This is a genomic window from Nibrella saemangeumensis (genome assembly GCF_039541915.1).
Lineage (GTDB): Bacteria > Bacteroidota > Bacteroidia > Cytophagales > Spirosomataceae > Nibrella > Nibrella saemangeumensis.
Genome location: NZ_BAABHD010000014.1, coordinates 123,900 through 144,497, shown reverse-complemented (window position 1 = coordinate 144,497; position 20,598 = coordinate 123,900). Strand labels below are relative to the sequence as shown.

The window sequence follows — 20,598 nt, the reverse complement described above, 5'->3', positions numbered from 1 at the left end:
GGCGGAAAAATCAATCCTTTTCCACTTTTATCTCGTCAGCGTCCCAGCGCTGTTCAGAACAACCAAAACAATCAATAAACGTATTGTACTATGCTATTCTTAAAAACCAAGCCTCTTTTTACGACGGCTCTCCTTTTGGCCTCTCTTCTGGCGTGTGTAAACGAGCCCGTACTAACTCCGATTCACAGTGCAGCCAACGCCCGGCTGGCGGCAACCGATGACCAAGTGCCTATTATTCGCAAAGGCCGATATGTACTGATGTCCACTAACCAGCTTCCCGCTACCCTGACGGCAGATGTGGCGAAAGTCAACGGACGAATTGGTACCCTGATGAGCGGCTTAGGACTTGCTACGGCTACTTCCGATGATCCGGACTTTGCCACCAAAGCCGCTCGTATACCTGGTATTGAAGTTGTGGTGCCGGAGGTACTGTCGCTGCGGACAACGCCACATGATGAACGCACGAAGAAAGCCACCCCACAGATCCAGGCAATTAACCCGCCTAATAGTACTAACACGAATCCACTCTTTAACCGGCAATGGGGCCTTGATGCTGTAAATGCGCCCGAAGCCTGGCAGGCCGGCTATACTGGCGCAGGTGTGCGCGTAGCGGTGCTGAGTGGAGGCTTCGACCTCGACCACCCGGATCTGATGGGCAACATTGAATTCAGTAAAAGCTTCGTACCCGGTGAAGGTGCAGGTTTTCCTGATGAATTCTCCTTCAGTAGCGGTTCTCAGGCAGCGGGTATTATAGCCGCCATGGACAATAACATCGGCATAGTGGGTGTAGCACCCGAGGCTAAACTGCTGCTCTACAAAGTAGCCGGTGATTATTCTTTTTTCTTCCCTGATTCATGGGCCTGGCAGGCCATCGTCGATGCGGTAGACCATCAGGCAGATGTCATTCACCTGGATATAATCAGTAATTTTTCCCGGAATGGCGATTCTTTCTATAATGACAACGGCACGCCCACTGATATCAGCGATGATTACATGGAAACAAACCCCAAACTGGTGCAGTATTACGTGAGTATGTGGAATCGGGTCACTAGCTGGGCCCGCCAGCAGGGAGCTACCTTGGTAGCCCCGATAGCCTTTTGGGGGGAATCAACAAAATATAAATCATCGATTAACGCCGTTTCTGGTTCACCCAACGTAATTGGCGTGGCGGCTACTACCCCCATCGGCTGGGCGGTTGATCCAACTGCCAGCCTGGACCAAATCCCCTTCTACGCCAATCCCGGTACATACGACGTCATGTTAGCCGGGCCTGGTGGCACCATCGAATATTTCTTCGAACATCCCGACAGCGAATGTACATTAGCGGGAGAAACGGCCCCCTGTGCTCTCTTCGACTCAATAATTAGTACGGGTAATGGCTCTTCCGCCGGTGGCGATTACAACCTCGTCTACGGTACCGGTGTGGCAGCCGCACACGTAGCCGGGGTAGCCGCCCTGATCATCGGCAAGAATGGCGGACAGATGGATCCCGCTCGCGTTGAAGCCGTTCTGAAAGCTACCGCTGACGACATTGGCAAACCCGGCCGTGACGCCTATACAGGTTTCGGGCGCGTTGATGCCGCCAAAGCTGTTGGGGCAGGCCTTTAGTGTTAACCCTTAATCCTGCATAGTTACCCCATGATAGCCCGGAGCCAAACCCTTTAGGCTGTCATGGGGATATTGCGCTTACTAATCACGGCCATGAATCTCTTTTTAACCATTGCGCATCAACGTTAGGATTGATTCTGTTACATTTTGTGCCTGCCAGGCATAACCTTTATCCAGACCAGGCGAGTGATCCGGCAAGCCAGAAATGGACAGCTACGGCGCCACCCATTACCATCGATCAATTCATGGGTGCCAATGCGTTTGTGGATGACCCTTTAGACAAGATGCAGATCTGTTGGCTTTATCCGGGAATACCGGGCGCAGATGTACATGCTGCGGGATGTAGATCCTGCCAGTTCCACGCAGTTTTCAACCTGTGGTTTAGTAGGACCAAAAGGCTCCTGGCAACCCAAAAAGTCCTGGTATCAGGCGATCCGTATGGCAGGTCATCCAGACTTTCTATTACCCCTCAGAAAACAATAATCCTCAACGTGAATGAACGTTCACTCTTTGTTGTCATCGACCGAAAAGACAACTAGGTTGCCTGAACGTGTCCGGACATAAAGTAACTTATTTTCCAAATAGCGTATATACCAGAGCGATAGCAGATGAAATGGTAACCGAATAATAAATGGGTATCGTTCTCTTAGTGGAGAAATGTATATGTTAGGTGTTGTGCCTAATCTATATCCCTAACCTATTGCCTATCTTTTGACGTACGCATGAGGGCTTTCTACCTGTTTCAATTGCTGCTTTGCCTGATTGGGGCAGGTATGTGTGCAAAGGTCTATTCGCAACCGCCGGAATTCACCCACTTCTCCATCAACGAAGGATTATCGCACAGCAGAATCCACTGCATCCATCAGGATCGGGAAGGTTTTATGTGGTTTGGCACGTCCAATGGACTCAATCGGTTCGACGGTTATACCTTCACCGTTTACCAACCCGATCCGAAAGACCCTCAGCATAGTTTACGGCACAATATCATCTGGGACATTTGTGAAGACCAGACCGGTAAGCTCTGGATAGCTACCGTAGGCGAAGGCATCCATCAGGTTGACAAACGTACCGGCAAAGCCATTGCCTACCGCACTCCCTATCCGGACCAAAACATCTGCTACCAACTGTGTGCTGATCGACATGGCAAACTTTGGCTGGCCACAGAGGGGGGGCTGAATCAATTTGATCCGGCCACCGGACAGTTCACCTATTATGCCTCCCCTGATCCGAAATCAAAAGCCATTCGGGCGGTTTTAGAAGACAACCGGGGTAGTATATGGGTGGGTACGGCTACCGGGTTATTCCAATTGAATCGACAGACCGGCAGGTTCACCCGCTTTGCGTTGCCGGGTGATCAGGACGGTATGCCGGATTTTGTTATTGCGATTTATCAGGATTCCGGCGGAACTTTGTGGGTGGCGTCCCTCAAAAAAGGCTTGTACCAGCTGGATTTCGATACCCGGCAACAGACCTACCGCCATCCTAAAACCCTTTATCTACCTGGTGACAGCTTTTTTCCTAATTCGCTTTTCGAAGACTCAGCCCATGGTTTATGGATCGGCACCCATGGCGGAGGACTAAAAAGGCTGGATAAAGCTACCGGACAGTGGATCGTATACCGGCCTAACGCATCCGATAAGACAGCTATTAGCAACAATATCATCTGGTCAGTCTACGAGGACAGGTGGGGTACGCTGTGGGTGGGTACCAACAATGGGTTAAACCAAGCCAGTCCAGTAGCTAAAAAGTTTAGGACCTACCAGATTACAGTCGATCAGGAGCTAGCGCAACTGGAAAGAAATGATATTACGAGCATACTCAAAGACCGGAGCGGAAAAATATGGCTGGGTAATTATCATTATGAAGATGGCCTGTTATGCCTCGACTCGCAGGGGAATCTGCTAAGGCGTTACCACCTCCCACCTGTTGCTAATCGTAGCCGGTTAAGTAATCGGGTGAGTGCCCTTTTTGAAGATCATGCCGGGAATTTATGGGTAGGTACTCCCGAGGGCCTTCACCAGTTGGACCAGGCCAAAGGCCAGTTCACCCGTTACCCAACTGCCATCGGCGTATCCTGTATTCAACAGGATCAAGCCGGCGCTTTATGGGTAGGTGGTCAGGGCGGTATCGCACGTTTGCATAAAGGCAACCTGACGTATTATCTGCGTAATCCTCAACATCAGATCAACAGCCTGCTGACGGATTCGTCCGGTACCATCTGGATAGCCATCCAGGGAAAAGGCTTAAGCCGGTTAGACGCTAAACCGGATAAGCCTGTCAGGTACGCTACCCTGAACATAGGGAATGCCGACGATTTTACCAGCCGGGACATAACGGTTCTTCATAAAGACCTGAGGGGTTCACTCTGGATGGGCACCAATCTGGGTGGGCTAAAAAGGCTGAATCTTAAGCGAGGCACCGTTACAACAATCACAACCCGTGACGGGCTACCCAGTAACCACATTGATGGTATTCTGGAGGACAATAAAGGTAATTTATGGCTCTCCACCGACAAAGGGCTCTGCTGCTACTCTGTCAGCCGCAATATTTGCCGCAATTATGATGAGCAGGATGGGCTGCAGGGTAAGGAATTCAATCAGGCATTTGCCCGAAGCCAACAGGGTGAATTGATCTTTGGTGGACGTAATGGTTTTAACCTGTTTCAACCCGACCTCCTGCCTGAGAATCGCCAGATGCCGCCGGTTTTTATTACGGCTATGAAAGTGCTGGATAAAGCCTATCCGTTGTCTGACAGAATTGAGCTTTCCCATGAAGAGAATTCGCTCTCGTTCGAATTTGTAGGACTCAACTATGTTTTACCCGCTAAGAACCAGTATGCCTACCAGTTGAAAGGCGTAGATAAAACATGGACATTGAGTGGCACCCGTCGATATACCAGTTACACCAATTTAGATCCTGGCAGCTATACGTTTCGGGTAAAAGCCTCCAACAACGATGGTATCTGGAACCAGACCGGCAGGTCGGTAGCGGTGATTGTCCATCCACCCTGGTGGGCCACCTGGTGGGCTTACCTGATCTATGCCCTGAGCTTCGGTGGAGCCCTCTTAGGCTTTGTGCGCTTCCGCATTCACCAGGCTCGTCAACAGCAGGAGATTCTCCTCAAACAACGTGAAGCCGAACAACTCCGGGCCGTGGATGAATTGAAAACCCGCTTCTTTTCCAACATTACCCACGAGTTCCGCACTCCGCTCTCGCTGATTCTGTCGCCCACCGAGAAACTGCTGCAGGAGACCAGATACGATACCGATACCCACCAAACGCTGTCGTCGGTCCACCGCAACGCCCGGCAACTCCTGCGGCTCATTAACCAGTTGCTGGACCTCTCTAAACTCGAAGCTGGCAACATGAACGTATCACTGGCTCGGGGACAGGTCGGCCGTTTTATGAAGCAGTTGCTGGATGCCTTTCAGCCCCTGGCGCACCAAAAAGGGATACAGTTGTCTTACACGGCCATCGGAACCGATCCGGAGCGGCTGTTTGATGCCGACAAACTGGAAAAGATTATCTACAACCTGGTCTCAAACGCCCTTAAGTTTACCGATGAAGGGGGACAGGTTACCGTTAAGGTGGAAGCTGACGATACGACGGCTCGGATCGTGGTAGCGGACACTGGCCGGGGTATTCCAGCCGACAAGCTGCCCCACATCTTCGACCGCTTTTATCAGGTAGATGACTCCCGCACCCGGGCTCACGAGGGCACCGGCATCGGCCTAGCACTAGTCAAAGAGCTTACGGAACTGATGCAAGGATCCATTTCGGTCAACAGCACCGTGGATGTGGGCACCACCTTTACCCTACAGGTGCCCATGGCTCTGGCACAAGGCAATGAACAGGCTGCCAGCCTACCACAGCTGGAGACTCTATCCCCAGCACTCATCTTTGCCCCAGTCTCTCTCCCTAGTACAGATGACTCCAGTAAACCCCTGGTGCTGGTGGTGGAAGACAACACCGAACTGCGCAGCCTGGTAGCTAGCGAACTGGCCGCCCATGCCCGGGTGCTCACAGCCGCTGATGGGCAGGAGGGCTGGCAACGGGTGCAGACCGAACTGCCAGATGTAGTAGTTTCGGATGTGATGATGCCCCAGATGGACGGCTATGAACTGACCCGGCTCATCAAACAAGAGTCTTCTACCAGCCACATTGCCGTGGTGCTGCTAACGGCCAAAGCCGCCCACCCCAGCCGCATCGAAGGCTTACAGCAGGGGGCCGACGACTACCTGACTAAACCCTTCCATTTCGATGAACTGCACCTGCGGCTGCGTAACCTGCTGGAGCGGCAGGGCAGACTGCGGGAGTACCATCACCGGCAGCTCACCTCGGCAGATACGACCCTGGAGCCTAAGCAGATCGAAGATCCTTTTCTCAAGCAGGTTTATGAGTGCATCGAAAGCCGATTAGATGATAGCGAGTTTTCGGTGGAGCAGTTGGCCGAGATGAGCAATATGAGCCGGCGCACGCTGCACCGCAAGCTCACGACGCTGACAAACTTGTCAGCCAACGATGTTATCCGCAACTACCGGGTGAAGCGGGCGGCCGAGTTGCTGCGCCAGGGGCATGCCGTATCCGAGACTGCATACCTGGTAGGGTTTGAAAATCCCACTTATTTCTCCACCGTTTTCAAGCAAATTTACAACCAGACGCCCAGCGAGTTTGCCGTTCGGTAGCCTGCCATCCTTTCATTTTCTACCGCTTGCTCAAGAATGAGTGAGCTGCCCCTGCCTTTGTCCCAAAATCAAAGCCTTTTGTCCCAAAACTAAAGGTTTTCTTTCAGCAGTTTGACGACGTTTGATCTGCGTTGAAACGTACACAACTCTACACATTTTTATAATCCGAACGCTATCAGGAGGGGCTGTTGCTTATGAACGCTCGGCCTTCTTACAACTCTTGTTAACCTTAAACTTTGTACCGTTATGTTTATCCTATTAAAAAGATTCCCGTTTCTTGTGGTCTTTATAGCCCTACTGACCAATTGCCAGCCAAAAGAGACAGCTTTTGATCCGGCCCATAGCCCGAAAAAAGTCTGGGATAAAACTTTTGGTGGTACACAAACTGACCGTCTCATCACCATGGTAGCCTCCACAGACGGTGGCTTTCTTTTAACGGGTACTAGTTTATCCGGCATTTCCGGCGACAAATCTGAGAATAGTAAAGGAGACGACGACGTTTGGGCGATTAAGATTGGGGCTAATGGTATGCCCCAATGGAATAAAACCTACGGCGGAACAGGTATGGACTTTGTCAATACAGCTATACCCACCAGAGACGGTGGATTTCTGCTGGCGGGTTGGTCCGTTTCCGATGTCTCTGGCGACAAATCCGAAAAAAAACGGGGAGGGCTCGATTGCTGGCTGGTTAAAGTTGATGCAAACGGAACCAGACAGTGGGATAAGACCTTGGGCGGAACTGGCGAGGAACAAGCCACGGCCTTGGTGGCCATGCCGGACGGCGGTTATCTGGTGGGGGCCTACTCGTTTTCACCATCTTCCGACGACAAATCAGAGGACGGCTACGGAGGGGCGGATTATTGGTTAATTAAGCTCGACGCCAACGGTAATATACAATTTGATAAAACGCTGGGTGGAGGCAAAAATGATTTCCTTAGTGCTCTTGCGCCCACGCCAGACGGTGGCTTTGTACTCTACGGCGATTCCGACTCTAATAGTTCTGGCGACAAATCTGAAAACAGCAAGGGGCAGGTCGACGTATGGCTAGTGAAAGTTAGTGCCGACGGCACTAAACAATGGGACAAGACGCTGGGTGGCAGTAGTCTGGACTATACCTTGCCAATAAACTCAATAGTGGTAACATCGGATGGAGGATTAGTATTCGAGGCTACTTCAAATTCAGGCGCTTCGGGCAACAAATCAGAAGGTAGTAAGGGCGATTACGACTACTGGTTAGTTAAGGTAGACGCTAATGGGAATAAACTGTGGGATAAGTCGTTCGGGACAGCGGGCGCGGATATGGCGTCTGCCTTGACGGCCAGCCCCGACGGCGGCTTTTTACTCGGTTCCCGATCTAGTTCGGGTCAGTCATCTGATAAATCGGAGAACGGACGTGGAAACGTCGACTATTGGCTAGTGAAAGTTGGGGCCGACGGCACCAGGCAGTGGGATAAAACATTGGGGGGCAGTGGACTTGATTACCTGACTTCTGTAGTGGCTACGACAGACGGCGGCTTTTTGGCAGGCGGGTTCTCCATTTCTAATACCAGTGGTGAGAAATCCGAAAACAGCAAAGGGGCTGAAGACTTCTGGATAGTAAAAATCAACTAAAATCAACCAGGGAAGACCCGCCTTTATCAGGCTGAAACGCAAAGTCCGGTCTTACACTTTGCTAATGCAACTCGTTTATTCAAGAACGAATCTCTGCTAACGTTTATACATTTTTATCTTTTAACCTCAAAAAACTGCACTATGAATAAGACACTATTCTTTGCTGTAACCGCTATTGCATTCCTAATCCTGCCTTCTTCCAAACTGCTGGCTCAGACCATTGTTATCGATTATAGTTATAGTTTTCCCGTGTCTGAACCTTACTATACCTGCGATGGCACTGAGATATTTATTCAGGGTACTATTGCAGTATTTGGCAAGGGGGCTATTAATGGCAAACGAGTAAATTTCAATCAACATGTCAATGCTGACCTTACTGGTGTAGATGCGGCCGGTAATACATACATTGGTAAATATAATCAGAACGTCACTCGGAATGGGACCTATGAGGATGGCGCTTATACAGCTTCCACAATTAATATTCTTGATTCCATTCGTTTTGTCAGCCAAGGTTCCGGTCCCAATTTCACAGAACGTTTTCAAGCACATCTCACAGTTACACCCAATGGTCAAGTGACTGTTGACCGAGAGAGGCTTACACCTGATTGCAATTAGTATTCAGGCGTTGGCAGAGATGTGTTCCTAATGACAGTCAGGAGCTTGCTCTCTTGCTCCACAGTTTATTTCTTTTTTCACCTTTAAAAACCCTTATCATGAAAAAGATTCTATTTTTTGTCTTATGTGCTATTGCTTTCCTGTTTCTGCCCTCAACTAAACTACTGGCCCAGGCTGAAGTCGAAAATGGACATTTTGAATATGATTGGTCGGATGTTAATATAGCCTGCGATGGCAGACCCATAGATGTTCAGATTCATAATGTTGTTGATTGGCATGTTGTTACCAACAAAAACAAAACAATTATAAGTGCTTCATTGCGGGGAACCGTCACCGGTGTAGATCAAGCCGGTAATACATATAAGGGGTTCCAGCACTCCCTTAATACTTTCCAAATACCCTTACCGGAAAGCGGCCCAATTAGCCAACATTTAAGACAAATGTTTCACTTAGTTAGCCAGGGTTCTGCTCCTGATCTCAAAGTTCGCTATACATTTAAGGTTACGGTCAACGCAAATGGTGAATTAACGGTTGAACGCGAGAGCCTTAGCATTGACTGTAATTAATGTTCAGGTACTAGCATTGGCAGAGAGCCATTGATGCTACCAGTCCTGACTGGTAGCATCAATGCATACAGACGTATTCATTTTCTCCTACCCAATTTATTAATCATTTTATGCATTTGTACCTGTATCTATGCTCTTACTATTTACGTAAAGCCTTATGCCAGGGCTATGTAATGAGTTTAGCTCTAGCGGTACATAGTGTATCTACCGGTTTTGCCCAGCATTCCCCTGCTGGTCCTGCTTTGCTACCTATAACGGGATCTGTCATTGATTCCGTTAACAGACAGCCATTGGCAGGCGTCAGCATTACCCTTCGGTCGGAACGTACACACTCAACCGGTAGCGTTGCTACTACTCGTGAAGATGGCTCTTTTGTGCTGAGCATACTATCAAATCAGTCTTACGAGTTAGTGATTACCTATATGGGCTATACACCAAAAAAACTACACCTCCCCTCTTCGCCTTCCACTCAACCCACACTCAACCCGATTACACTTTCACCCCAATCCACCACCCTGCAGGAAGTCACGGTAACCGCCCGGAAAAAGCTAATTCACTACGAAGCGGATAAACTCATTTACCAGGTAGCGGACGATCCGGAAAGCACCAACCTCACCACCTTTGAGATACTCCGGAAAATTCCGATGCTTACGATCGATGGAGATGACAACATTGCCATTAACGGTAAAAGCCATTACCAGGTATTGTTAAATAACCGCCCGTCTTCGCTGTTTGTCAATAATGTATCCGACGCGTTCAAAAGCCTGCCGGCCGGTTCGGTCAAAAGCATCGAAATCATTACCCATCCATCCGCCCGATACGAGGCCGAAGGCGTAGGGGGTATCATCAACATCATCACCCATCGAAAAAACGTTACCGGCTATTCCGGCTCGGTACGCGGAGGCTTTAGCACTCCCGGCGGACCCTCTGTTGGCGGTTCAGTACTGGCCAAAGCAGGCAAGCTGGGCCTATCGGGCCTTTGGGGCTACACCGGCAATACCAGCCCAACCACTACCCATAGCACCTACCGGTTGGATAAAGTAAATCAGACCGCTCTTCAACAGACCGGTGAAAACCGGAGCACGGGTAACTTCCTGAATCTGGGTGGAGAACTGAGCTGGCAACCGAATGATCTGAACCTGCTGACTATGTATTACAATACCTCCCAAAGCAATAATCAGAGCCTTGCCACCACAGTAGCCAACATGACCGATGCGAATGGCGTTTCCCTGCAATCATACCGGTCGCTGAACACCTTTCGGACGCGTTCCCCTGGCCACGACTGGGGCATAGACTATCAATTGAGCTTTAAAAAAAGTACCAGCCAATTGCTCACCGTCTCCTACAAAGAACTGAGTAATAGCAGTTCGTCGGGATCGGATAATACGTTACCGGAAAGGAGCAACTCGTCCGTTACCGGCGGGCATTCCGAAAATGACTATCGCTTTACCGAGCAAACGGCTCAGCTCGATTATACGCAGCCGCTGAAAAAGCATTCGCTGGAGGCTGGGGTTAAAGCGATCTGGCGATTCAACGCCAGCGACTACTTTTTTGACCGTGAAGACGCCGGTACGGGCCTGTTCATGCGTGACCCCAGCCTGACCAACCAGTATACCAACCGGCAGGACATTTATGCCGGCTACGTGTCGCTTTCATTACAGGCAGGGCCGTGGCTGCTCCGGGTCGGTGCCAGGGCCGAGCAGACTCACGTTTCAGCCAACTTCCAGACTACCGGCACCCGGATCAGCCAGTCCTATTTTAACATTATTCCGAACAGTACCCTTTCCAGAAGGTTTGGCAACGCCACCACCCTGTCAGTATCGTACAGCCAGCGTTTGCAGCGGCCGGGGCTCTATTATCTCAATCCCTACGTAAATAACCTCGACCCCTACAATATCTCTTACGGTAACCCCACCCTTGGGGCGACGGTAAATCATGTTGCCGATGTCACGCTCAGTACCTTCGTCAATCACACAAACTTATCCGTAAACCTGAACCATAGTTTTACGGATAATGCCATTTTACGCTTTACAACCATCGGGGCCGATACCGTAGCCCGAACGACCTATGGCAACATTGGTACGGAGCAGAATTCGGGTATCACCGTCGGAACCGGATTTACCTTTTTCCGCAAGCTCTCCCTCAATCTGAATAGCAGCCTCAGTTACCGCAAGTATACCACTAGTATCGACAGGCAATTTAAAACCACCGCAGGCTTTACCTATAGACTATCCACTACGGGCAGTTATTCGCTTGGCAAAACCCTGAGGGCGGGTATGTCCATGGCATATAACTCATCTACCTTATTTTTCCAGGGGCGTACCGTTGGCTTCTTTACTCATTCATCTACACTAAACTACAGCTTTCTGAAAAACCGGAAAGCTAATCTGGCACTATCACTCAACAGCCCCTTTCAACTTGCCCGCCGGAATCATACCGTAACCGAACTTTCCAGGTTTTATATGGTCAGAGACCATGTTGTCATCATGCGCCGTTACACGCTGACCTTGAATTACCGGTTCGGAAAGTTACAGGGTGGTATCAAACGCAAACGACGGGGTATTGCCAATGACGATCTGTTGTCGCAATAGGCGAACAGCTACCTGATATGCAGCTGTAAAACCATTACGAGCGAAGCTTGTCCCAAAATCAAAGCCTTTTGTCCCAAAACTGAACGGCCGTTTTTAGCGGTTTGGCGAGGTTTGACTCAGGTTTTCAATCGGTCAACCCGAAAACGTTAAAACAATGAAAACGGCTTTCCTCCTCCCAATCGTCCTGTTGCTGAACCTGCTGTTCGGCTGTCAGGGCAATGAACCAAAACCGGCCAACTCTGAACTGAACCCGGCTACTCCGGTTACTACCAGCCATCAACTGACAAAGGTTGTTTACACCGAGGGATACAACGAGGGCGTACCTCGGTTAAGCAGCACCACCACCTTTACGTATAATGCCGACGGATACCTGGTGAAATACATCCGTCAGTCAACATTATTCAACGAACAGAACCCTACTTCGCAGGGCGCAACCCTAAGCTATACTCCAGATGGACTGCTCGCCAGAGTAGACCGGTTTGGGGGTAATCCCGCTTACGAAACATATTCGTACAGCAACAGAAAGCTTTTTAAGGTGGAGTTTTATGAGCGGGGTTCACTCATTTACCGCTACGACGTCACCACCAACAGCCAGGGGCAGGTTACCGAAATGGTGGGTAGCCGGCATTGGGACGACATCAGCCTGTCGGCTTATCATGTCCGATTCAGCCTGGACAAAACAGGCACCTATATGCTTGCTGACTTTATCTCCAACGGCCGGGTAGACTACCAAATTCAACTGAACAATCCGGATGCCTCCATCCGAAATCCGTACAGCAACTGGAAAGGCGTACCCTTCGATATTACGCGGCACTTCCTGACCTACGTTGAGGAACCGCCCGTCTACGGCTGGCGTGCCTACAACAAGGTGATTACCCAGATTGGCGAGGTATTCAAAGGCAACTATGTAGGTCTGCGTACGCTGATGGAGAGCACCACCACCGTCCAGGTCAACGCCCAGGGGTTACCAACTGAACGCATCGTAAAAGAATATACCGATACAAACCAGCCATTTATCAGACGCAGTAACTACGAATATACCCCGGCCCAAACACGCCAGTGAAAATAGCTTACAATCAATTACATACGTCTATTCTATAAAGTTAAAGAACCAGTAATTATGAAAACACTCAAACTTCTGCTGACCCTTATCATCATCGCTTTTGTTACCGTTACCGGCTGTAAAGAAGATAGTCGTATCGCGCCAGACACCTCCCCCCTCAGGAGCCAACCATCGGCCAGGCAATCCGCCCGGCTTTCTCCCGAGTTAAAAGCAAAACTGGACAAAATGAGAGCCGCCCTGCCGGCTGATTTTCAAAAGCGCCTTGAGCAGCAGGTCAGCAAGTTATCAAAACATCAACCACCATATCGAAAGCGGACGCCCGGTACTTTAAATACAGCAGAATCTGTTTCCTGTGATTTCAACCCACCCATCAATCAATGGCTGGACAGTGAGCTTGCCAACTGGACGGAGGAGGTTTGGCTTCACGCGAATTGGAACGTGCTGTATTGGTTACCCCTTTGGAGTGCGGGTTTCAGCACTAATTCAGAAAATGAATATTTTGGACGTCATGGTGAGTACACGCAGCTAATTACCAAAACAAGCAAAGATCTGAAACGCTTCTGGGGCATCGAATCTGATCAAATTGAGGTGGTTGGTGCGCATGGAAGCGTTTTACGTGATCGGGAGGCTTTGATCAATATGTACATGACAGTATTACAGTTTGACGAGGCAACAGCCGGGAGTACGGCCGATTATATCTTAGCGTTGCTTACTGCATACCCACAATTCCGGAATGGCGATCATCCCTTCCTGACCTTTTTTACCATGTCTTTTGGCGGAACTCCTTCGCGGACGGTAATAGGGGATGGCGTATTGGAGGGTTTTGCGGCCATAGGGTACGGGGATGTAGCGCCCCAGGTATTGTTGGCTCACGAGTTTGGCCATCAGATCCAGATTCAGTCAGGTCAATATGAGGGCAATGGCCCTGAGTTTGTCCGCATGCAGGAATTGATGGCCAGTGCCTACGCGGCTTACTACTTATCACATGCCAGAGGGGCCGCTATGCAATGGAAACGGGTTCAGCAGTTTCTTCAGATTTTCTACAATATCGGCGACTGCTATCCGGATTACTACCAGCATCGCGGAACACCCACCCAACAAATGGCGGCTGCCGAATGGGCTTATAATCTGGCAAATGATGCCCAAAAGCAAGGACATATTTTAACGGCTCAGGAGTTTGCTACCCTCTTTGAAGCACAACTTCCTCTGATTCTCCAGCAGTAAAGACAGTTTGTCCCGTTGCCGTCTATGTTGAGCCTGTCAGCCAGTTAAAAGCTGGTCGGCCAAACATAGACGGCTCATTGTTGCTGCCCTGCCCATCACGGCTGTAGAAAGCCGGCTCATAGCGCAAAAACCACCTGGTAAATAGCCCATAGTATCATCAGGCGGTATACCTTTTACTCAACATGTTTTCATATTCGGGCGCGGGATTGTACATTACCTGCTCAATCGTAACCCCTTCCATGCTGACCCCCGAAGCCCTGGCCCGCCAGCAGATTGACCGAATGCTGGTTAACGCCGGCTGGACCGTGCAAAGCCTGAAACAACTGAACCTGGCCGCCGGGCCGGGCGTGGCCGTCCGCGAATACCCAACCGACTCCGGCCCGGCCGATTACGTGCTGTTTGTTGACCGCCGGCCCGTTGGCATCATTGAAGCCAAGCCCGAAGGCACCGTTCTGACGCCGGTGGAGGAGCAGTCGGTGCGGTACGCGACCAGCCGGCTCAAATGGATTACACAACCAGACCAGCCGCGTGAGCCGCTGCGGTTTCTGTACGAATCGACGGGCGCGGAAACGCACTTTACCGACACCGCCGACCCGGCACCCCGCGCCCGCGACTTTTTCTCATTTCACCGGCCAGAAAGCCTCCGCGACTGGCTCAAACAACCGCAACCCCTCCGCCAGCGCCTGCGGCAGTTTCCACCCCTGAACCCCGAAGGCCTGCGCGACTGTCAGATTACGGCCATCACCAATCTGGAACGCTCTTTTGCCGAGAACCGCCCCCGTGCCCTGGTGCAGATGGCCACCGGTTCGGGTAAGACCTTCACAGCGATTACCACCGTGTACCGGCTGCTGAAGTTCGGCAGGGCTAAACGCATCCTGTTTCTGGTTGACACTAAAAACCTGGGCGAACAGGCAGAGCAGGAGTTTCAGGCGTTTATGCCGAACGACGACCGGCGCAAGTTTACCGAACTCTACGGGGTGCAGCGGCTCAAATCGTCATACATCGATGAGTCGGCGCAGGTCTGTATCTCCACCATTCAGCGGATGTACTCCATCCTGCGGGGCGAAGAACTGGAGGAAGCCGCCGAGGAGCAATCGCTCAACGAAACCAAACCGACGGGCAAAGCACGGGAAGTTGCGTATAACCCCAGGGTACCTATTGAGACATTCGACTTTATTATCATCGACGAGTGCCACCGCAGCATTTATAACGAATGGAAGCAGGTCCTCGACTACTTCGATGCCTTTCTGGTCGGCCTGACCGCTACGCCCGATAAGCGCACCTTCGCCTTCTTTAACCGCAACGTCGTCAGCGAATACACCTACGAGCGGGCCGTGGCCGATGGCGTCAACGTGCCGTTTGATGTGTATACCATCGAAACCGAAATTACCCGCAACGGGGCCGTGGTGAAAGCGGGCGAATGGGTCGATAAACGCGACCGGCTCACCCGGCGCAAACGCTGGGAGCAGGTCGACGAAGATACCACCTATACGGCGACGGCCCTGGACCGCGACGTGGTGAACCCCGACCAGATACGCACCGTAATCCGGACGTTCAAAGAAAAGCTGCCGGAGATCTTTCCCGGCCGCACCGAAGTGCCCAAAACGCTGATCTTCGCCAAGAGTGATTTTCACGCCGACGACATCATCCGCACCGTGCGCGAAGAGTTTGCCGAGCGCAACGACTTCTGCAAGAAAGTCACCTACAGCGTCGGCAAGAATGGCGGGGAAAAACCCTCGGAAGTGCTGCAGCAGTTCCGCACGGCCTATTACCCGCGCATTGCCGTAACCGTCGACATGATTGCCACCGGCACCGATGTAAAGGCCCTTGAGTGCCTGCTGTTTATGCGCGATGTAAAGTCGCGCTCCTATTACGAACAGATGAAAGGCCGGGGTACCCGCACCATGCCCGCCGACGACCTGCGGAAGGTAACCCCCTCGGCCTACGGTAACAAAACGCATTTTGTGCTGGTGGATGCCGTCGGTGTTGAGCAAACCCTGAAGACCGACAGCCGGCCGCTGGAGCGCAAACCCGGCGTGTCGCTGCGGGATCTGATGATGAACGTGGTAATGGGTGATACCAGTGACGATACGCTGACCTCGCTGGCCAACCGCCTGACCCGGCTGGAAAAGCAGCTCTCCCCGGCCGAACGCAAACAGCTTACCGAAGCCGCCGGGGGAAAAACCATTAACCGGGTGGTCAGTGACCTGCTGGATGCCTACAACCCCGACAAAGCCGAAGCACTCGCTAAACATCAGACGGCTGGGAATGGAGAACCCATAACCGACGATACCCTCTCGACCGTCCGGCAGCAGCTCATCCGCGAAGCCGTAGCCGTCTTCGACCAGCCGGGGTATATGGATGCCATCGAAACCGTCCGGCGCAGCCATGAGCAGCTGATCGACGTGGTCAACCCCGACACCGTCACCTATGCGGGCTGGCAGACCAGCCAGACCGACAAAGCCGGCCAGGTCCTGCTGGATTTCCGGGCGTACCTCAACGCGCACCGCGACGAAATCACGGCACTCCAGATCGTTTACAACCAGCCCCACCGCCGGCGCGAGCTCACCCACCAGATGATAAAAAGCCTGTTGGAAAAGTTAAAAGCGGATAAGCCGCTGCTGGCACCCGCTACCGTCTGGCAGGCCTACGAAGCGCTGGAAACGGTGAACGGCAGCCGCCCCAAAAACGAACTGATTGCGCTGGTGTCGCTCATCCGCCGGGTGCTGGAGATAGACCCGGCGCTGACGGCCTACGACATCACTGTCAACCGTAACTTCCAGAACTGGGTATTCCGCAAGCAGGCCGGTACCCTGAAGTTTACCGAAGAGCAGATGGAGTGGCTGCGCATGATGAAAGACTTTATCGCCCAATCCATTCACCTCGACCGCGACGATTTTGAGCTGTCGCCCTTTGCCGAGCGGGGTGGTCTGGGCCGGCTCTGGAAGCTCTTCGGCGACCAGACTTTTGCCCTGATCGACGAACTGAACGAGCACTTAGCCGCGTAACCCCTCCATAAACCGTAACGAGCATGCCAGACCAGGCCCCCGATCAAACCCCTACCTTTTACCTCGGCCTCTGTATGGCCGGAGCTATCTCGGCCGGTGCCTATACCGCCGGTGTTATGGATTACCTGATCGAAGCGCTCGACCGCTGGGAACAGGCCCGGAACAGCCCTGATCCGGCAATCCGGCAGAGCGTTCCCCAACATAAGGTAGTCATCAACGTCATTACCGGCGCATCTGCCGGCGGTATTGCCGCAGCTATAGCCCTGGCTGCACTGCAACGAAAAATTGAACACGTCACCAATGGCCAGTACAAAAACTTTACCGGCAACAACAAGCTTTACGAAGCCTGGATCAACCTTACGGCCAACGAAATGCTGCCCGAATTATTGAAAACGTCAGATATTGATACCGACGGGGGTGCATCTCTGCTGAACTCAAACTTTGTCGATAAAATAGCCGATGAGATTCTCAACCTGGGTGCCGGGGAAAAAGTGGTCCGACCTTATATTAGCGATGATCTGGAGCTTTGCCTTTCGCTTAGCAATCTGACCGGTTTCACCACCGAAATTGTATTCAGCAACATCCTGGCCGATAGTCAAAAATCCCTGGCCGCTCAGGCAGACAATCAAAATGCTCCGCGCTACCTGGCCCGCACCCACCGCGATTTTGGCCATTTCCGGATTGGAAAAACATACCAGAACGACGGCCGTATTCCCCTCTGGTTTGAAGAGTCCGGTCAGACAGGTATCGATACCCTTCGGGATTGTGCCAAAGCGACCGGAGCATTTCCAATTGGTCTGCGCTGGCGTAAAGTCGTTCGGCCGGTCAGGTACATCAACGACAATCCGCTCATTAACCCTTATGTGGATTGGAACAACGGAAAGCCCCGGATCGTCAAGCAGCTGCTAAGCGACGACCCGGCTACACCCGCAGCCGGAGTTGATCGGAACGGTAATTACAGCAGCCTCAACGTAGACGGGGGCATGCTCAATAATGAGCCTTTTGATACTACCGACAAACTGCTGCAAATGCGGGGGGTCGACCTGCGGTCGGGTGCCGGCCAGACGCCGGGTACTGTGCTCATGATTGATCCGTTCCCGAGCGTACCGGGTAAAGATCCCGCTGTACCCAACCGAAATATCCCTCTGCGCGAAATTGTCGAAGAATTGTACAAAACGATGCGATCAGAGCTGCTTGTCAAAGCCGACGTTCTCCAGAAAGCAGCATCGGCCAATAACTATTGTCAGTTTCTGATTGCTCCATCACGCGATGATCGCAGCAACCCGTCCCGAAAGATTTTTGGGGCTGCGGCCATTGCCTGCGGCTCGTTAGGCGGCTTTGGTGGTTTCCTTACCCGTAAGTTCCGGGAGCATGATTTTCAGTTGGGGCGCCACAACTGTCAGAGCTTTCTGCGGAAACATTTTCTGATTCCCCTTGACGCTGATAATCCTATATTCGCCCATGGATACCAACACCTGCAACATACCGGGCCGGGTACATACAGTAAACAGGCTTCCGGCGATAGCAGCCCAAGAACATTTGTGCCTATTATCCCGGATGTGGACCCACAGGGCCGCTTAAACCAGGATCAGGAGCCGGAACCGAGCTGGCCCGCATTAACCTACCCCGAAATAGAAGACCTGTTAATCAAGAACTCCAACGAGATTGAATCCCGGCTTAAAAAGCTCACACTCGCCAATTTCAAGCTGGGCTTTTTCAAGCGTCTTCTGGTATCATGGTTTAGCACAAAAGTCTCCGAGGATAGCCACAGTCAGATCACTGCTCAGCTCAAGGCCCACGACCTCGTCAGGGAGTAGACAACAGAATCCGTATCTTGCCGCGTAATTTTTTGACCTATGAACGATGTGCAGTTGCCCGAAGGGTGGAAGTGGGTAAAATTGAGTGAAGTTTGTCTGAAAATAGACAAAACTGGAAGTAAGTTAAATAATCCGGCGGATGAGTTCTCCTATATTGATATTGATGCGATTGACAACAAGACATACACTATCGTAAATCCGAAAAGATATAGCTGGCAGAATGCGCCTTCACGAGCCCAGCAAATTGTTCAGGCAGGAGACATAGTTTTTTCAACCGTCCGGACTTACCTTAAAAATATAGCCTTAGTTCCAGGTATCCTCAATAATCAAATTGCCTCAACAGGATTTTGCGTGCTTAGAGGAGGCACCCAGCTGCACAGTAGTTATTTGTTTTACTATGTTTTAACAGAGCAGTTTCTCCGGCCTCTGAACGAGATTCAACGAGGTACTAGCTATCCTGCAGTAAGGAATAGCGATGTACTCGATCAACCAATTCCCCTCCCACCCCTCCCCATCCAGCGCCGGATCGTTGAGCGAATTGAGGAACTGTTTTCTGAACTGGAAGCCGGAACGCAGGAGTTGCAAACCGCCCTGAAGCGGCTGAAGACATACAGGCAGGCGGTACTGCATCATTACCTCAGCAATCCGGGATGGGAACGGGTGAGGTTGGGAGAAATCTCTCTAAAAATCCGCAACGGCATATCAGCCAAGCCTGATCGGGAAGCTGGTCTTAAAATATTTCGTATAAGCGCAGTACGACCTAATCACGTTTATTACGATGACGTACGATTTCTTGAAGAAAAAGAAGAATACAGCTCTTATATTTTATCCGACGGTGATCTTCTGTTTACAAGATATAATGGTAGCATCGATTACACCGGAGTTTGTGCTGTTTTCCGACAGAGAAGTAATGACCCTATTGTTCATCCGGATAAATTAATTCGAGTAACACTAAATGGACAATTCTGTAATCCAGATTTTGTTTGTTATACCGCAAATTCAGGGGAATCACGAACATTTATCCGAAGTCGGATCAGGACTACGGCGGGACAATCAGGTATCTCAGGTGCTGATATAAAATCTGTATCAATCCCTCTCCCCGGTCTGGAAACCCAAACCCGCATCGTCACCGAAATCGAAGCCCGTCTATCCGAAGCCGACGCTATGGAAGCCGCCATTCGTCAAAGCCTAACCCAGGCCGAAGCCCTGCGGCAAAGCATCCTGAAGCGGGCGTTTGACGGCAAGTTGGTCAGCGAAGTGCCGGACGATTGGGCCGTTGAAGAAGCCATATCCGATTCCCCAACCAGCAGCCAGCCCCGTGTCCGTGGAGGCAAGAGTGAGCAGTTGTCGTTGTTTTAGCAGCATTATTTTGTAAAAGAGTCGCCCTTCCAGGTTTGTATCTTCAGCATAACAGGGAATGATGCAGGCTATTGAGCTATTAACCGGCATTGCCGTCAGCCCCTACGGGGCAATGGTGGTACGGGAACGTGGCAGTGCTATTAACCGTGAACCCCTACGGGGTATTGGTGGCGCAGGCATGTGGCAGTGCTATTAACCGTAAATCCCTCCGGGGCAATGCTGGACGGGAACGTGGCAGTGCTAGTAACCGTAAACCCCTACGGGGCAGTGGTGTGGCATTGAAGTCGACAGCTTCTTAACCGGAAGCGGCATCGGCCGCCTGACCCTCCGGGGTAGTTAGCCGATCCATTTAGCTCCGGAGGAGCTGACGGTTAATAGAAAGACCGAGCCTTTTGGAAACACCATTGCCCCGTAGGGGCTACCGGTTAATAGCACCGCCACATGCCTGCGC

Annotated in this window: 12 protein-coding genes; all 12 read left to right on the top strand. The window is 51.4% G+C overall.

Going from position 1 to position 20,598, the window contains the following annotated elements:
• Positions 1-90: 90 nt before the first annotated feature.
• The 12 genes from ABD949_RS06740 to ABD949_RS06685 all read left to right on the top strand — a co-directional run bounded on the left by ABD949_RS06740 (position 91) and on the right by ABD949_RS06685 (position 20,343).
• On the top strand, positions 91-1,608 hold the full coding sequence (locus ABD949_RS06740) for a S8 family peptidase (RefSeq protein WP_345241861.1): 1,518 nt from the start codon (positions 91-93) through the stop codon (positions 1,606-1,608).
• Between the two features lie 722 nt (positions 1,609-2,330).
• Positions 2,331-6,293, top strand: coding sequence for a two-component regulator propeller domain-containing protein (locus ABD949_RS06735; protein ID WP_345241860.1), 3,963 nt, complete (start codon positions 2,331-2,333; stop codon positions 6,291-6,293).
• A gap of 402 nt (positions 6,294-6,695) precedes the next feature.
• On the top strand, positions 6,696-7,904 hold the full coding sequence (locus ABD949_RS06730; protein ID WP_345241858.1) for a hypothetical protein: 1,209 nt from the start codon (positions 6,696-6,698) through the stop codon (positions 7,902-7,904).
• 141 nt (positions 7,905-8,045) lie between these two features.
• The gene (locus ABD949_RS06725; RefSeq protein WP_345241856.1) at positions 8,046-8,519 is read left to right on the top strand and encodes a hypothetical protein; all 474 of its coding nucleotides are present in this window, start codon (positions 8,046-8,048) and stop codon (positions 8,517-8,519) included.
• A 98-nt stretch (positions 8,520-8,617) separates the two neighbouring features.
• A complete protein-coding gene (locus ABD949_RS06720) occupies positions 8,618-9,085 on the top strand; it encodes a hypothetical protein (protein ID WP_345241854.1) in 468 nt (155 codons plus the stop codon).
• Between the two features lie 173 nt (positions 9,086-9,258).
• Positions 9,259-11,676: a TonB-dependent receptor gene (locus ABD949_RS06715; RefSeq protein ID WP_345241852.1), complete on the top strand. Its 2,418-nt coding sequence runs from the start codon at positions 9,259-9,261 to the stop codon at positions 11,674-11,676.
• Between the two features lie 154 nt (positions 11,677-11,830).
• Complete coding sequence (locus ABD949_RS06710; protein WP_345241850.1) at positions 11,831-12,739, top strand: hypothetical protein; 909 nt, start codon at positions 11,831-11,833, stop codon at positions 12,737-12,739.
• A 57-nt stretch (positions 12,740-12,796) separates the two neighbouring features.
• Positions 12,797-13,963, top strand: a complete 1,167-nt coding sequence (locus tag ABD949_RS06705; RefSeq protein WP_345241848.1) for a hypothetical protein — start codon at positions 12,797-12,799, stop codon at positions 13,961-13,963.
• 182 nt (positions 13,964-14,145) lie between these two features.
• Entirely contained in the window at positions 14,146-16,971 is a 2,826-nt protein-coding gene (locus ABD949_RS06700) for a type I restriction endonuclease subunit R (protein ID WP_345241846.1), read from the top strand.
• Positions 16,972-16,994: 23 nt separating this feature from the next.
• On the top strand, positions 16,995-18,788 hold the full coding sequence (locus ABD949_RS06695; protein WP_345241844.1) for a patatin-like phospholipase family protein: 1,794 nt from the start codon (positions 16,995-16,997) through the stop codon (positions 18,786-18,788).
• Positions 18,789-18,827: 39 nt separating this feature from the next.
• Positions 18,828-20,147, top strand: a complete 1,320-nt coding sequence (locus ABD949_RS06690) for a restriction endonuclease subunit S (protein ID WP_345241842.1) — start codon at positions 18,828-18,830, stop codon at positions 20,145-20,147.
• Positions 20,148-20,205: 58 nt separating this feature from the next.
• Positions 20,206-20,343, top strand: coding sequence for a hypothetical protein (locus tag ABD949_RS06685; protein WP_345241840.1), 138 nt, complete (start codon positions 20,206-20,208; stop codon positions 20,341-20,343).
• The last annotated feature ends 255 nt before the right edge of the window (positions 20,344-20,598 follow it).